Genomic DNA, 13,494 nt, shown 5'->3' with positions numbered 1-13,494 from the left:
CACCTTAAATCGTCCGGCGAAAAGGCCGCATGGACCCGGGCCTTTGCCTGCTTCGCCGAACCTTTTTTAGAATAGTCTTGAATCCGCGTCCACTTTGCGCGCGATCGCATTGAAGATCAGAATCGTGACAAGCCCCATGCAGGACTGATACACGATGACGGCAGACGACATGCTGAAATTACCCAGCTGTCTCAGCGCACGAAACGCATACGTATCGATGACATCCGTCGTCGGAAAGAGTACGCCGTTATCTCCGATGATTGCGTAAATCATGCCGAAATCGCCGTAGAAAATACGGCCGATGCCAAGCAGCGCCAATACCATCACGGTCGGCCTCATCAGTGGCAGCGTTATGTAGAGCATCTGTTGCATCCGGCTCGCGCCTTCGATTCGGGCGCTCTCGTAATATTCCGCGGAGATGCCTGTAATGACGGCCAAAAATATAATGGAATTATAGCCGGCAATCTTCCAGGCGCTAATCACGGTTAAAATATACGGCCATACGCCAGGCGTCAAATACCAGTCCACTCCTTCGTAGCCAAGGACGGCAAGCGCTCGGTTAATTAGCCCTTCCGATGTGCTGAATAGCGTCAACGCCATCATGCTGACGACAAGCCATGAAATAAAATACGGTAAAAAAATAAACGATTGCGTAATTCGCTTAAACAGCCGGTTTCGGACTTCGTTCAGAAAGATGGCCAGCACCACAGCGCTGCCGAGGCCGAATACGAGAAACAGCGCATTTAGGAAAACCGTATTAACGGTCACCCGGAGCCAGTCTTTCCCATTGAAGAAAAACTCGAAGTTTTTAAATCCGACCCATTCACTCCCCCATATACCGTCCGATAGTCGGTAATTCTGGAAGGCGAGCAGATGCCCCAGCATGGGCATATACGCGAATATGACCAGAAACGCAAGGCCGGGCAGCGCCAGCAAGTACAGATACCGGTTCCGCGACAGCTCGTGCACAAACGACCAGCCGAACCTTCTCCGTCGTTCCAAAAAGCGTCCCTCCTTTCTTGTGCGGCTTGCAGGATTCGAACGGAGCCATCGTAGCATCCACCGCAGCAGATTGCCTAGTTCTCATTGGCCGGATTCGGTTCTCGCGCGCCGAATCGCGAGCGTTCGGCCGGTTGTTATTGGTCTGGAGAGTTCTCAATCGCCGCCCGCCTGCTAATTCGCAGAGTTCCCGGCCATCTGCCGCTTCAGCCCCACCCGCTCGCTCGCCTTGCTGTCGCGATATTGGCTCGGCGTCATGCCTGTCGCTTTTTTGAATGCAGTAAAAAAGTGGCTCTTTGTCTGAAAACCGGACTGCTCTGCAATTTCGGTAATCTGCATGCTGGTATGCTCCAGCAGCTCCTTGACCTTACCGAGCCGCTCGTTCAAGATGAAATTCGAAAGAGGCATACCATAATGTTCGTGAAACAGCTGCCGGGTGTATTTGGCCGACAAAGCGATATGATCAGCGATTTCGTCGACCGAAAGCATCGGGTCATGGGTATGGTAGCGGACATACTCGATGATTTCCCCAATCAGCTTTTCCTTGCGGTTGAACCCCTTTTGGTCGCTAAGCAGCCGAATAATTCGCCCGGTCTCTTCCTTCAACCATCCGCGAACGTCGGTAAGCGTAGCGAACTGCCTCAAGTGACGCTCAATCCCTTCAATACTCTGGATCGACGTCATTTTGCTGAATGACTTGACGATCGCGAAGAGAAGCAGCTTCAGTTGGAATTGGCACTCGGTATATTTCATCGTCTGCAAGCGCGCGAACAATTCGTCAAGCATCGCCAGCACCTTCTCCTCTTTGCCGCTGCGGATCGTCTGGATCAAGCTTTCATGCACGGCGGAGTCGATCGGCGCCTGCAAATCGGCATACCGTTCAAAGTCTTGTTCGACGTAGATTTTGTCATCGCCGCTGACAAACTTGAATAAAGTCAGCTCGTTCATATCGTCGTATACTTTGCGCAAATCGTCATGCACGCGCCGGGCTGCGCTTTCGGCGATCGTTACGTCCAGCTTGACATAACTGGAGACTTGACGGCTAAGCTCCCTCAGCTCTTTGGTCAGCTCGGGATCAGGGGATGAGCTGGCCTCGCCAACCAGCACGACCAGATGGTCGGTACCGAAATCGACCACCTCGATCGGCCGTTCCGGCGTGCCGAGCAGCTCCTCTGCGATATTGCCGATTGCATACTTGAGCAACTTGCGAGAGACAAAATCGTACTGCTCGGATATCTCGTAATAGGAATCAATCTTGATGACAACCAATCGAAGCCAATCATAGTCGAGCAGGAACGACTCGCGGACAATCGCCGCCCTGGCGCCTTCGGTCAGTCTGCCCTGCAGCAGCCATTGCCGCAAATATTCGGTCTTGATCAGCGGATAATGATCGCGAAGCATAACGACGCCCTGCTCAATGACGCCGTAATCGTTCTCCCCCTTTACGCCCAGCCTCCGCTGCAGTTGATCCGCCAGCCGGCGAAATGGCCCGACAAAACGGCGCGAATTCCAATAGGCGGCCAGAAGCAGCGCGACGAGCAGCAGGAGCGAGCAGGCAATGATGACTGTTTTGAACGCACCGGCCTTTTCGCTAAATTGCTTCATTTCAGTGACAGATATAATGGTCCACTCCGGCGATTCCATCCGCGCATAGTTGACGAACGCTGTCCCTCCCGCACTGTGCAACTCGAATGAACCTTGCTTCAGCCCCGGCTGGATGTTATCGATGGTCTCCTCGAGCCGCTCATCCCGTTCCCCCAGAATCAATCTTCCTCGATCATCCACGATAGAAAGCAGCGTATCCGCCCTTTCGTCGCTTGAGATCAAATGCTTCTGCAGCTCCTTCTTGTCAAACAGGACGACAAGATATCCGTCGCGGTTTTTCTGCACAGGAGTCGAAGGAAGCTGAAGCGCCAAATACGAGTTGTTTCCTATCTTGTGATCAAAATAGCGGAGGAAGGTCCCGGGCGTGCGCTCAATTCGCTGCAGCATCGGCTGATCGGCAAATTCCTCGAACGAAAGCAGTCCCACTTTGGAGTCGATTACCTCACGTTTGCGAAAACTGAATAAGTAAGCGGTTTCAATATAAGGTTCGTTAGATAAATATTTAGTCAACACCCCCATCGTGCTTGCATTTTGCAGCAGATTGTCGGCGGAAGCATACATCCAGTTTTGCACGGTATGGTCTTCGTACATGGTCAGGCTGTACCATTTCAGCTTGGCCAGGATGTACTCGACCCGCTCCGCCATTTCGTCGATGCGGTCCTGATTGAACGTCCCCATCTGGGAATAAGCGAAATGAGAAAATCGGTTGGCCAGGAACAACGAGAACGGTATGATGGTAATTGCAAAAAAGATGCCGCTTATCACAAATATGCGCCAGGATGTTGATCTGAACATAGTATCCCCCTGTCCCCCTTCGTCTTTAAGAGTTCTCTTATGACTGATGTGTCCTATCATAATGCATCCCTTTTCCGTTTGCCTAGTTCTCATTTGTCCGTCAAGTTCTATTTCTCCGGATTCGCCTGTAGGACCTACCTTTCTGCCCACGGCATAAGGGATCTGGCAAGTGTAAATCGGTCAGATACATGATGAGCCAGTGCTCCACCTGTGGAAGCATCCGGAACGGTTGACAAATAGGCCACTTCCGATCGGCCATAGGACAAATAGGTGATGTCTGTTAGGAGGGTGATATCTGGGGTTTCCTTTTTGAAGTCTCTTTGTAAAAGGTTAGACACGGTCCGATGGGAATCCCGAATTCTCGAAGACACAAACCGCCTTCGCTTTCGCCTAGATCCTATCCCATATTTGAATCGTCTTGAAAACCGTGTTTGTTTGTTAATTGGGCAGACGTAGAAAAAAAAGCCGTCGCGTAGACGGCTTGAACAGAAAAATAATTTGTCGTCGGGAGTTAATTCGTTACTTCGCTTTCAACGTCAGGTCGGGGTTCGCGGAAGCATTCGCTTTTTCGGACGTTTCCGCCTTTTCATTATCCTGCAACTCTTTAAGGAATATTTCGTTGCTTTCCAATACGTATTTATATTCCGGATGATAAACGATGCCGAGCAGCGCCTTATCGTGACGGGAGAAAGTCATTAAGGCTTTATCGCCCTTTTCGCCCGTTACATCCAACGAAATGGTCGGATCATTGTTGCTGTAGCCTTGGCCGTTATATTCCGCGGATTTGATTTTACCCTGCACCACGTTATGTTTCTCCGCCAGTTTTTTGGCCAGCGCCTCGTATTCCTGCGGATTTTTGTCAAGGGCCTTATCAAAGGCTACCGAGACTTTCTTATTCAGCGTTCGCTCGTGGCCAATATTAAATAATTCACCCGTTACGGAGTCCACCGTAAAACTGTAACTGCGCTTGCCGTTGACCACCACGTCAGCATACCAGCTTGAACGCGGAAGGTTCTCGGTGGCTTGTTGGTAGCCCATTTCGATAACCTGCCCCTGCAGGTTCAGGTTAAATATCTTCCAGAGGGCCTGCGCTCCGATTTCCGCCGCCTCTTCCCTGCTCATATCTTTGCTCGTAGGCGCTTGATTTCGGTAATATTCAAGATTTATCGTTCTGATCGTATAATTCGCTTTTTTGTAACCGCTTGGCAAGCTGTTTTGGGCCGACGGGGCCCGCTCCGATGCGGATGGGTCATATTTTGTCGCAACGATGTTTGTTTTCGGGATGGTTCCCTCCGTTGCTGCCTGGATGGCCCCTTGGAACAGCAATGTGCTTGTCCCGATCACTGCCGACGCCGCCAACATGGTTTTTACAAAGCTTTTTTTGTCTGCTTTTCTTTCCTTCATCCGAACCTCTCCTTCATTCGTTAGGTTTGTGATCACAGTAAGCAGAATAAAACAGCCCGTTTATAGAACCATTATCAAGTTATTATGAAGTTGTAAAAATGACCTTGGCCAACGTTCCTTCGCCTGGAGCGCTTTCGAATTTCAGCTCCGCGCCGTGGCGCGCCGCAATCTCCCGGCAGATGGCAAGGCCCAATCCGGCGCCGCCGTCTTTGCGGTTTCTGGATTTTTCCGCGCGGTAAAAAGGCTCCGTAATATGCCGGAGTATTTCCGGCGGCATGCCTTTTCCGTCGTCCCGGATGGAAATCGTTTTTTTGCCGTTTTCCGTGAACGCGCTCGCGCGGATATGTCCCCCCGCGTCACAAGCCTTGATGGCATTGTCGATCAGATTGACAAGCAGGCTTTCCAGCAAATACGCGTCTCCCCGAACCGTATCGATGTCGCACAGAAATTCGATCTGTATCCCTTTCTCTTTGATCTTCTGCTGCAGGGTCTGCTCAGCCAGCCTAAAAAGCTGCGATACGTTTTGCGCTTCCCAGGCAATCTGATCGTTTTTGAGATTGGCCAACTCGAGCAATTGGGCGGACATGGCCTGCAAACGCCGGCTTTCGGCCATAATATAGTCAATCGCGGACAGCCGTTCATCCTCCGACAGGACAGCCTTTTGCATATATTCCGCATATCCGTAGATGGCGGTCAACGGAGTTCGCAGCTCGTGGGCGAAATTATCGATAAACTGCTGTTTCTTCTCGGCCGCGGCGGTAAGCTCAGCCATCTGGCGCTGGATTTCCTCCGCCATATGGTTGAAGTTTTGCGCCATTTCGGAGAGCTCGTCTTGCCCGGATACCGGAAGCCTTGTTTCATAAGCGCCGGAAGCGATATTCCTTGAGGTATGGGAAATCTGCGACAGGGGCTTGAAGATGCGATTAAGCAGCCACAACAGCCCGGCCGCAAACAGAAGGGATAGAATAAATCCCGCGGCGAACATCATGTTTTTCGTATGCTTCCATGCCGAAACGGCATCCGTCGTATCGTACAGATAGACCATGGTATAGGAATTATAAGGTGCCGGAAGCTTTCCCGAAACGATGACATAGGTATGACCGTTCGCTTTTTGCGTGGAGACCAGACGGTCTCCGTCCTTCGGCGGTTCCAGAACGTCTTTCGGCAGCGCCGTTTCCTGGCGATGAGAAAAGACCAGTTCCCGGCCCTTGTATAACGCCAGTCTGACCTTCTTGCCCGAGGACATGTAGCCGTATGGCTGCAGCAGGGAGCCCAAGGAGTCCTCGATATCGATCCCCCTGCTGTTCAGAGCGTCGAAATCTTTCGCGAGAGCCGACGCTATAAAATAATGCTCGTCCAGGCTTCTTTCCTCCGCGCCTTTCATCGTGTCGTTGAAGGTGATGATCGAAATGGTCAAAATGCCGATATTGAAGGAGAGCAGAAAAAGTACTAGCGTGGTTAAAAAGGTCCGGTACTTCACTCTTTTACCTCCAGACGGTAACCCAACTTGTAAACCGTTTTTATTACGTTTTCCCAGCCCAATTTTTTGCGCAGCTTCTGAATATGAACATCGATGGTTCTCGTATCCCCTGCAAAATCATAACCCCATACCAGTTCGAGAAGCCTCTCCCTCGATAAGGCAATATTGCGGTTGTTGACCAGCACTTCCAACAATTCGTATTCTTTCGGCGTACATTCCACAAGCTGTCCCTTATAAAACACCTGACGACTGTCAAAATCAATCCTTACGTCTCCGGCTTCAAAACCGTTTTTATTCTTCTGGGTGCGCCGCAAAACGGCTTCCACGCGAGCCAGCAGCTCCAGCATTTCAAAGGGCTTAGTCAAATAATCGTCAGCCCCCATGGAAAGACCCTTTATGCGGTCCGATAAGCTGCCGCGTGCCGTCAAGAATATCGTGGGGGTTTCGCGGGCCTGTTTAAACACTTCAAAGCCGTCGGATTCGGGCAGCATGATATCTAAAATGATCAGATCGTATGAATGACGCTGCAGTTCGGAAATGGCGGCATTTCCATCGAAAGCGGAAGTGCACCGGTGCCCTACAAGCTGCAAATTCCTTTTGACCAACTCATTGATTGATATTTCATCCTCGACAATTAAAATGGCGGCCATGCTCAATCATCTCCAATATTAAAAGCTCAACTTCCAATAATAAGATAACATACGTTTGACGATTGACATACCGCACGCTGTGCCGTCATACGGAATCGCTCCCGCTAAGCAAATACAGTTCGAGCACCTGCATAGCAGCCATGGTACCCCAAAATTAATTTAAAATTTTATTTAAAATTGTGATTTTAATCACAATATATGTGATTTTTTTCACTTATAATAAAGACATGAAAGAGATGATCATCTTCCATAACAGCAAGAAGAAATTCAGCAAGGAGTTTTCAACCTTAAAGCAATCGAAAATCAACAAACCGAAACAAACTAATCGAGTAATCTTACCTCAATTAAGGAGTGGTTTATATGTTTAACCAATGGCTGAGAGAGAACAAATTTGCAATGTGGCTCCTGACCTTCCTCCGGGTTTATATCGGATACGAATGGATGGTGGCAGGATGGGGCAAGCTGACGGGCGGCTTTGACGCCGCGGGCTTCCTGCAAGGGGCCATCGGGAAGGCAACCGGCGATCATCCCGCCGTTCAAGGCTGGTGGGCAGCGTTCCTCGAAAACGTAGCTCTGCCGGGCGTGAATATCTTCAACATCCTTGTACCGCTTGGCGAATTCCTGGTCGGCGTCGGACTCATTCTCGGTACGTTCACCACTTTCGCCGCACTGATGGGGCTGGTCATGAACGCCGCGTTCCTCTTCTCGGGTACCGTAAGCACCAACGCCCAAATGCTTCTGCTTGAAGTATTGATCATCGTCGCTGCGGCCAACGCCGGCAAAATCGGTCTCGACCGTTACCTTCTTCCTTACCTTCGGGGCTTGTTCCGCAAAGGCGGTCATAAAACGACCCACGGCGGCAGTGCACCAACCTTTAATAAACGCACCGCTTAAATAAAAAATGTAGAGAACCATACCGTAACGTAAAATAAACAGAAACCATACTGTGTAGAAAACAGAAACGCCATCGTCCTTATCAAGGATCGATGGCGTTTTTGCGAGACAAGAGGCCGTCATACTGGTGAAGGCCTCTATGGCTGGGGCAGGTCGGGACCTCTTATATCATCCAATGCTGCCAATCCCGCTGCACCGTCTCCAGGCCGTTCAGCCATTCCCGGGTCCGCTGAAGCAGCTGCGCCCGCTGCGGGCCGGCGGAGTACGTATGGTCCCCTTGGAAGATGATTTCCTTGTCGCAGCGGCCTTCGGCACGCATCCAGAATACTTTTTGATACAGGAAGGCATAGTCTACGGGAATGATCTCATCGGAGGTGCCGTGGATGACCAGAACATCGCCGCCAAACTTGATTGCCTCCTGGAACGGCTGTCCGGCAGCCAACGATTCAAAAAAAGCAGGGGTAAAATCATATCCGAGATAATCGGCAGAACCCGACTGCACGGATCTATCGTATACGTCGCGGCCCGTAATTTTCACAATGTCATTGAACGGGTAACCGACCGCGGACCATAACACGAGATTTTTCACCCGCCGGTCCCGGACAGCCGTCTGAAGCGCTACGGCGCCGCCAAGACTGTGGCCGATCAGGGTCACGCGGGCATGATCGACATCGGGGCAGCCGAGTCCGTAATCCAGTACGGAACGGGTCTGGGCAATCATCGAGTTGAGCCCTTCGGCTCCATAACTGCCGGTACTCTCCCCGCAACCGATATAATCGAAGCGGATAACCATGTACCCGTCCTCTGCCAATTCCCTCGCGGTCTTAACGAAAAGACGATCCACCCCGATCCGGCTGCCGACAAAACCGTGGCAAATCACGGCCAGAGGCACGCGGCTGCACCGCCCCTCCTGTCCTTCGTCCCTTGACGGATAATGGATGCTTGCCGTCAGTTCTTGCTGATCGTGACGAATAATAATCTGCCGCTCCATGTGCATTCCTCCCCGAATGACCTTTTTATCTATAATTCCGATAAGTTTAATAAGGATTAAGTAAAATTATCTTAGCATTCCCTATAATAGTTGTCAACGCCGCATGTTCAAACGGCTGGGTCGTCGTAAAATCTTACTATTGCATTTAAAAGTTGGCGACCGGGACGCTCTCCTTTTTGTCTAGAGAGAGTGGCATGTGGGCATAAAACGCCCAATGATGACACTGGTTCCGCTATCGGCCCCAGACCCCGGTTTACGGCCTGTTGGAAGCATGAATTCAAAAATAAAAAAGGGGACGTGCCCCAAGTAGAAAAAATCTACTGTTGGGATAGCCCCACGAAAAGGTCAAAACGCAGTTAAAACGGTCGCGGCTGCGGGATCATAGGCCTTTAACGGGAAACGGATTTCCCGGAAAAACTCCGACTGCCGTTTATAACGGCTGGTTATGCCAAGGAGGTTTTATTCATAACTGCGTCGGAACATCGAATGGGTTTCCACCCGTCCGCTCCAATTATTCATCCATTCCTCGCTGTTTTCTTCATCGATCCAAAGGCTCGCCGCCGCTGCGGTATCTTCATCCGTCACGGCATCGGACAGCTCGTCCGGACGCTCGCTCGTCCTTCCGCCTGACGCAAAGGGGGAATCATCCGGGGTAATCCGCCCTGGATCCGTATCGACTCCGTCCATTCTGGCTCCTTCGGATGCCCGTCCCTCGGCGGCAAAGCCGCGTGCGTTGTTTTTATGTGTCATAACGAATGTTCACCCTTTCCTTATTGACTCTGAACCTCGGATTCAGAATTGCTTATTATTGTTGAAAAGCCCGGCCGGAATTATTCGTTAATGCCAAAAGATTCACGGTTCCGACCTGTTAACTTGCATTGCAATATAGCTTCCGATACACTATATTGTAATGCAACTCAATTCCCGGAAAAGGAGCCGATCCGTGATGACAGCGCAAAGTCAGATGCTCAAAGGAATTCTGGAAGGATGCATTCTGTCGCTGATGGAAGACCGGGAAATATACGGTTACGAGCTCGGTACGCTGCTGGAGGAAAGCGGCTTGACGTTTGTCAGCGAGGGCAGCATATATCCCCTCCTTCTCCGCATGCAGAAGGAACAGTTAATCGAAGGAACGATGCGGCCGGATGCCGGCTCAAGCGGACCGCCGCGCAAATATTACCATTTGACGGACAAGGGAAAGGATGCGCTCGTCCTTTTTAAACGTCATTGGGGAACGCTCAAGCAGAGCGTGGACCGTATTTTAACCGATGGAGGGAAAAGACATGACGATTAAACAAATGATCCGGGAAAACAACCGGCTTCAAGAGCAGATGACTCCCGCCAATTTAAAGTATTACGAGGACATGGTGATTTATATCCGCACAAGCTCCGTGAATGAAGCCAAAGGCGAAGAGCTCCTTCTGGAAATGGCCCAGCATCTGTTGGAAGCCCAGCGAACAGGCAAGACGGCGGAGGAAGTGTTCGGCAGCGACCCGATCGCATATTGCGCGGAGCTTGTTGACGAACTGCCTAAGCTGAAGGGACTCAGCCGGCTTCAGTTCAACCTGATGATCCCTTGGGTGGCGCTGACCTGGTTCTTTTTCGCGCAAGCCATTGTCGGTTTTGTCGCCTTGTGGACGGGGGGCTCGGTCGAAAAAATGTCACAGGTCCGCATTTCAACCCTGCTGCTTATTGCCGCAGGATCCTATGTTTTGATCCGGGCGATCATGGGCCTGATGAAACTGGAATCGTTCCAGCCTGAGGATGCCAAACGTAAAATAAGCCTCCGCGGACTCGGCATCTATGTACTCGTCGTTGTCGCGATTCTCGTCGGTGGAGTCTGGCTCGGCCGCGCTCTTCCCGTGCTTGTCGTTCCTCCTTGGGGCAGCCTGGTTATTTTTATCATCGGTCTGGTCGGGACGAAGGTGTTTTTCTCCAGAAGGTAACATGAAAATTTACAGGATTTTTACATTTTTTTGTCGAGTTGTCACTGCCTTTTCGTTGCCTTCATGGTAAGATGGGAGGGTGATTATGCGAACAAGGAGGAATATCCGATGAAGGTTTCACGCAAACTGTCCGCTCTCGCCGCGCTGCTGGCCCTTGCCGTTTCCCTTGAAACCGGAACCGCCGCAGTTCACGCCGCCGGAACGACCGATAAAGCCGCCGTATCCGCATCGTCGAAATCGGCCGCATACGCCAAAACCGTATACAATAAAGCGACTGCTCTTTTGAAAAAGAAAGACGGACTGGCTTATGCCAAGTCCTACATGACCAAGCATATTAAAAGCGTAACCAAATACCAGGCCACGCTGCTTGTGCTCAAACTTGAAAATGCCGTAAACGCCTCTCTCGTATCCGCAACCGACAAGCTGCTCGCAGACCGCAACCAAACCATCCTGAACGGAATCTACGAGCAAGGCGACTCGATTAGCAAAGTCCTTGGGGAGACCAAGGACGTACAGCTTCGGAAGCTGCTGACCGATCTGCGGGACAGCGGTTACAAGCTGCATGCGATCGAAGGCATGATCTATCCGATCATCGATTATGACGCGTTTAAAGTCTATCAACCGTATGTGAATCCCGATATCAAGGCTTATATTAATCTGATGGCCGAAGAATCGGCCAAGCCGTCGGTCGGTGACGCAGCCCTGCTCATTTCCTGGTCCGAGGTCATTGACCGCGGCCTGGCGCAGGAAGCCTTTATCAAGGCGCATCCCAAATCCAACCGGGCCCAGCTCGTCAAAATGATGTATAACGGCAGCTTGACGTATCTCTATTACGGCATGCCGAATACGCCATTGTTCGACCATGATACCCAGGCGCTCGACCCCGCTGCCCGCAAGGCTTACGACGATGCCCTGGCCAAACATGACGTGGGCAAGAGCGAATTTTTGCAAAAGCTGGAGTCCTGGTCCGATATCCTCAGGGTGAACGACGACAAACTGACGAAACAGGTCGAAAAACGCCGCGAGAGTTCGGCGCCCGGAAAAAGCTCGCAAGGATAAATCTTCCGGTTTAATCGACCCGCCTCCCCGGCTTCCAGGATGGAAACAACCGGATTTAGCCGGGAACTTTCGCGTTCACCGGCTTGATATTGACCAGAACTTATAAGAGCCTGCCATCCCTTATCGGACGGCAGGCTCTTTCATGTTAAGTCGGGCGAACACCCAAAGCTAAGAATTAAATCAACAGATTAAAAAGATTCATGTTCTTGTTCAGCTCGGTATAATCAAGTCCCTTGCGGTTCATCCGCTCGATTAGCGGACCGTAATCCTCCGGATGCAGCAGCTCGATGCCGACGAGGGCCGGACCGTCTTCCTTGTTGTGCTTTTTCGTGTATTCGAACCGCGCGATGTCGTCATCCGGTCCCAGCACGTCTTCGAGGAACTCTCGCAATGCACCCGCCCGCTGCGGAAAATTGATCATGAAATAGTGCTTCAAGCCTTCATAGATCAGGGAGCGTTCCTTGATCTCCTGCATGCGGTCGATATCGTTGTTGCCGCCGCTGATGATGCAGACGACATTTTTGCCGCGGATCTTGTCCCCGTACAGGTCAAGCGCCGCCACCGACAGCGCCCCGGCGGGCTCGGCCACGATCGCGTTTTCGTTGTACAGCTCCAAGATCGTCGTGCAGGCTTTCCCTTCAGGCACCATGACGATGTCGTCCAGATAATGATCGCAAATCTCGTAGGGAAGCTGGCCGACTCTCTTTACGGCGGCGCCATCGACGAATTTGTCGATCTCCTCCAGCGTCACGACCTCTCCCCGCTCCTTCGCTTCGCTCATCGAAGCGCGCCCAGCGGCTCCACGCCGATCACGCGGGTCGCCGGACTGACGGTTTTCACGTAAGTCGCCACGCCTGCCGCAAGCCCGCCGCCGCCGATCGTGACAAACACAACGTCTGCCGGGGCGTCGATCTCTTCCATGATCTCCATCCCGATCGTGCCGTTGCCCGCGACGATGCGAGGCTCGTCGAAGGGATGGATAAACGTCATGCCCTGTTCCTTGCAGGCTTTGATGGCTTCGTCGTAAGCATCGTCAAACGTATCCCCGGTAAGGATCACCTCGACGCTGCTTCCGCCGAAGCGTTTTACCTGCTTCACCTTTTGTTTCGGCGTCGTGCTCGGCATGTAGATTTTGCCGCGGATGTTCAGCGCGTTGCAGGAGAAGGCCACGCCCTGCGCATGGTTGCCGGCGCTTGCGCACACAATGCCCGCGGAGCGCTCCGCATCGGTTAGACTGCGAATCATATTATAGGCCCCACGGATCTTAAAGGACCGGACCACCTGCAGATCCTCGCGTTTCAAATAAACGTTGCAGCCGTACTTGGCGGACAGCACCGCGTCCCGCTGCAGCGGCGTCCGTACGATCACCTCGCGCAGCACATGATGGGCACGGACGATGTCTTCCATGCCGACCGTTTTTGTCTCTGTTTGCGTCTCTTTCATAATCTCACTCCACTTCACCGCCCGGGTGGCGGACCACCTTCCGTCTACCCTTGAACTTGTTTGTTTTTTGATGATCCTATTGTAACACTTTTCATGAAAATTTCCCGGGTGATTTGTGCTTAGGAGCGACGCTTTTAAGTCATAACGATGGGCGGCCCGCATCTGTTTTCCCTGATTAAGGCATCGGCAAACCGATAAACAACGCGAAAAAGCGATTTTCCGTTCAAA

Annotated in this window: 11 protein-coding genes and 1 pseudogene; 4 read left to right on the top strand and 8 right to left on the bottom strand. The window is 51.7% G+C overall.

Translation table 11 applies throughout. The features are described 5' to 3' along the window. Positions 1-66 precede the first annotated feature (66 nt). The 5 genes from XI25_RS02790 to XI25_RS02770 all read right to left on the bottom strand — a co-directional run bounded on the left by XI25_RS02790 (position 67) and on the right by XI25_RS02770 (position 6,933). Positions 67-1,002, bottom strand: a complete 936-nt coding sequence (locus tag XI25_RS02790) for an ABC transporter permease (protein WP_046677271.1) — start codon at positions 1,000-1,002, stop codon at positions 67-69. A 171-nt stretch (positions 1,003-1,173) separates the two neighbouring features. After that, positions 1,174-3,399, bottom strand: coding sequence for an AraC family transcriptional regulator (locus XI25_RS02785; protein ID WP_046677270.1), 2,226 nt, complete (start codon positions 3,397-3,399; stop codon positions 1,174-1,176). Positions 3,400-3,918: 519 nt separating this feature from the next. Next, a complete protein-coding gene (locus XI25_RS02780) occupies positions 3,919-4,803 on the bottom strand; it encodes a hypothetical protein (RefSeq protein WP_046677269.1) in 885 nt (294 codons plus the stop codon). Between the two features lie 82 nt (positions 4,804-4,885). Continuing rightward, on the bottom strand, positions 4,886-6,283 hold the full coding sequence (locus XI25_RS02775; protein WP_046677268.1) for a sensor histidine kinase: 1,398 nt from the start codon (positions 6,281-6,283) through the stop codon (positions 4,886-4,888). Further along, positions 6,280-6,933 (bottom strand): response regulator transcription factor, encoded by a 654-nt coding sequence (locus XI25_RS02770; RefSeq protein ID WP_046677267.1) that lies wholly within the window; start codon positions 6,931-6,933, stop codon positions 6,280-6,282. Before XI25_RS02770 ends, XI25_RS02775 begins: the two co-directional genes overlap by 4 nt. A 360-nt stretch (positions 6,934-7,293) precedes the next feature. Here XI25_RS02770 and XI25_RS02765 point away from each other — a divergent pair, with 360 nt between their 5' ends. Continuing rightward, entirely contained in the window at positions 7,294-7,827 is a 534-nt protein-coding gene (locus XI25_RS02765) for a DoxX family protein (protein ID WP_046677266.1), read from the top strand. 163 nt (positions 7,828-7,990) lie between these two features. Here the strand turns inward: XI25_RS02765 and XI25_RS02760 are convergent, their stop codons facing one another. Both XI25_RS02760 and XI25_RS02755 read right to left on the bottom strand, forming a co-directional pair. Next, a complete protein-coding gene (locus XI25_RS02760; protein WP_046677265.1) occupies positions 7,991-8,818 on the bottom strand; it encodes an alpha/beta hydrolase in 828 nt (275 codons plus the stop codon). A gap of 459 nt (positions 8,819-9,277) precedes the next feature. Continuing rightward, entirely contained in the window at positions 9,278-9,568 is a 291-nt protein-coding gene (locus XI25_RS02755) for a hypothetical protein (protein ID WP_052759428.1), read from the bottom strand. A gap of 196 nt (positions 9,569-9,764) precedes the next feature. Here XI25_RS02755 and XI25_RS02750 point away from each other — a divergent pair, with 196 nt between their 5' ends. From XI25_RS02750 to XI25_RS02740, 3 genes are all read left to right on the top strand, one after another. After that, positions 9,765-10,112, top strand: coding sequence for a PadR family transcriptional regulator (locus XI25_RS02750; RefSeq protein ID WP_046677264.1), 348 nt, complete (start codon positions 9,765-9,767; stop codon positions 10,110-10,112). After that, on the top strand, positions 10,102-10,764 hold the full coding sequence (locus tag XI25_RS02745; protein WP_046677263.1) for a DUF1129 family protein: 663 nt from the start codon (positions 10,102-10,104) through the stop codon (positions 10,762-10,764). The genes XI25_RS02750 and XI25_RS02745 overlap by 11 nt, the downstream gene beginning before the upstream one ends. Positions 10,765-10,872: 108 nt before the next feature. Beyond that, on the top strand, positions 10,873-11,823 hold the full coding sequence (locus tag XI25_RS02740) for a hypothetical protein (RefSeq protein ID WP_046677262.1): 951 nt from the start codon (positions 10,873-10,875) through the stop codon (positions 11,821-11,823). A gap of 175 nt (positions 11,824-11,998) precedes the next feature. Here XI25_RS02740 and ilvA read toward each other — a convergent pair. Then, a pseudogene (gene ilvA / locus XI25_RS02735) lies at positions 11,999-13,266 on the bottom strand (threonine ammonia-lyase IlvA). Positions 13,267-13,494 lie beyond the last annotated feature (228 nt).

It is taken from the genome of Paenibacillus sp. DMB20, from assembly GCF_000987955.1.
In the GTDB taxonomy this organism is placed as follows: Bacteria; Bacillota; Bacilli; order Paenibacillales; family Paenibacillaceae; genus Paenibacillus_AQ.
Note: the sequence above shows the minus strand (reverse complement) of the source record. Positions and strands in the feature narration are given on the sequence as shown.

Coding starts and splice junctions, on each gene's coding strand:
- XI25_RS02755 (WP_052759428.1), bottom strand. CDS start 9,568: ATGACACATAAAAACAACGCACGCGGCTTTGCCGCCGAGGGACGGGCA.
- XI25_RS02745 (WP_046677263.1), top strand. CDS start 10,102: ATGACGATTAAACAAATGATCCGGGAAAACAACCGGCTTCAAGAGCAG.
- XI25_RS02770 (WP_046677267.1), bottom strand. CDS start 6,933: ATGGCCGCCATTTTAATTGTCGAGGATGAAATATCAATCAATGAGTTG.
- XI25_RS02765 (WP_046677266.1), top strand. CDS start 7,294: ATGTTTAACCAATGGCTGAGAGAGAACAAATTTGCAATGTGGCTCCTG.
- XI25_RS02760 (WP_046677265.1), bottom strand. CDS start 8,818: ATGGAGCGGCAGATTATTATTCGTCACGATCAGCAAGAACTGACGGCA.
- XI25_RS02785 (WP_046677270.1), bottom strand. CDS start 3,399: ATGTTCAGATCAACATCCTGGCGCATATTTGTGATAAGCGGCATCTTT.
- XI25_RS02780 (WP_046677269.1), bottom strand. CDS start 4,803: ATGAAGGAAAGAAAAGCAGACAAAAAAAGCTTTGTAAAAACCATGTTG.
- XI25_RS02750 (WP_046677264.1), top strand. CDS start 9,765: ATGACAGCGCAAAGTCAGATGCTCAAAGGAATTCTGGAAGGATGCATT.
- XI25_RS02740 (WP_046677262.1), top strand. CDS start 10,873: ATGAAGGTTTCACGCAAACTGTCCGCTCTCGCCGCGCTGCTGGCCCTT.